The 1,785-nt window shown below is 52.2% G+C and carries 2 protein-coding genes; one reads left to right on the forward strand and one right to left on the reverse strand.

Annotated elements, in window-relative coordinates; all coding sequences use genetic code 11:
• Positions 1-929, reverse strand: a 929-nt coding sequence (locus RI563_RS13340; protein ID WP_310694871.1) for a GGDEF domain-containing protein, incomplete at its 3' end; no start/stop codon positions are given.
• A 494-nt stretch (positions 930-1,423) separates the two neighbouring features.
• Between RI563_RS13340 and RI563_RS13345 the strand changes: the two genes are divergently transcribed.
• Positions 1,424-1,785 (forward strand): TusE/DsrC/DsvC family sulfur relay protein (locus tag RI563_RS13345; RefSeq protein WP_310694872.1); only part of this gene is annotated, 362 nt, incomplete at its 3' end.

A 1,785-nucleotide genomic window follows, 5' to 3' on the forward strand; every position in this document is an offset into this window, starting at 1 on the left:
CCGATGCGCGCCAGGGTATCGTTCTTGCGGATGCAGGCCTCGGTGCAGCGGGCAATGGCACGCAGAAAATCATCGCCCAGAAAATGACCGTAAGTATCATTGATCGGTTTGAAGTTATCCAGATCGATATAGATCAATACATGCTGCGGTTCGGACGGATACTCCCCATCCAGTAACTGGTTGACCCGGTGTTCCAGAAAACGGCGGTTCCAGACATTGGTCAGCGGATCATGAGTGGCTTCCCAGCTGAGCAGTTCGGCCCGATCGATCAGGCGGGTTTCGATGCGTTCGAGACGTCGCAGGGAATAGATCATCAACAGGCTGATCAGGGCCGCCAGCACCATGGCCACCGCGATAATCACGTGCAGCGAGTTTTTAAACTCGACGTTGGCTGACTGGCGGGCCTGTTCGGCATTGTCACGCACCAGCCGGTTCAGCCGGTCGAAGCCCTGCCATAAGCGATTTTCCAGCGGCATATCCTTGTGCATGATGTCATGCAGAATCCGATCGTCGTTGCCGTCGTAGATACGTTGCACGATGTCGTCCTGTAACGGCTGGGTTTTCTGAATCAGGGCCAGGCAACGTTCCAGCTCGGTCTGTTCGTCGGGTCTGAGGGGCAGGTTGCCAAGTTGTTCGCGCAGCGTCACGAATTCCGGCGCCAGCTTGTGAAAGTGCATGTACTGCTCGTCGATGAGCCAGATATCCTCGGACAGATGCATGTTCAGCATGGTCAGGGAACGGTCGCGCACGATCCGTGACATCTGGGTGAGGATTTCGAGTTTGTGATTGTAATTGTCGTTGATTGTCGACAGACGATTGTTCAATTGATTGAAGTAGAAGATATTGACGAAAACCAGAATCGCAACAAACACCAGTACCACGGTGGCATTGGCGATAATGATCTGCTTGGATTCCGGCTTTTTGCGCATGAAAATAGTTGAACGAAAAGATAGGCTTCTGGTGTTGATGCAACCTTTAATGATAATACTTTTAACGGTGTGGCTGTAAGGATTATTTCCCGATCCGGACTCTGAAAGGGAAGTCATTTATTGTGTCAATAAACAGGCGTTGCGCCCGATAAAAAGTGGATGACTGTTTCGGGGAACCGGGTAGCCTGCCGGGGGGTTGGCCCGATTTATTGTCACACATAAAGTGCTACTATAAGCTGGTCGACACTGACGGTGACAACAGGCTGCCCGCTGTGCCGGTCGGTTAAAAATTCAGCAAACGATCTCGAGTGGATACCCGACTTGCCCTGTGCGGATTCGGCATTAAGATTTATCAATGCACCGAATCCTGCAGGCATTAGTATTAACGGCAATCAAAATTTAAACTAGACTTGAATCAGGAAGCACGATTACATTCCAGATAGAATGACGCAAACAAGCTTCCCCGAATGATGTACACGCAAGGAGACAGGTTGATGAACGACATGACCAATAAAGAAAAACGCGAAAATGTGCTCGGCATTCATGATGATGAAGGGCTGGAGCAATTCCATGCCTGGAACGAGCAACAGGCCGAGGCGACGGCCGCCGAGATGGGTATAGAGCTGACAGACGATTACTGGAAGGTAATCAAGTTCCTGCGAGTGCACTATGAGAACAACGGCCAGTTGAACCATGCCCGGGAGCTGACCGAGGCGCTCAACGAATATTTCGAGGACGAGGGCGGTTCGCGCTGGCTATATCAGCTGTTTCCCAACGGCCCGGTCAACCAGGGAACCCGCCTCGCCGGTGTCCCGGCGCCGGGCGATGTGACCGATCCTCACTTTGGCTCGGTGCA

This window comes from Thiohalophilus sp., assembly GCF_031581315.1.
In the GTDB taxonomy this organism is placed as follows: Bacteria; Pseudomonadota; Gammaproteobacteria; order UBA6429; family Thiohalophilaceae; genus Thiohalophilus.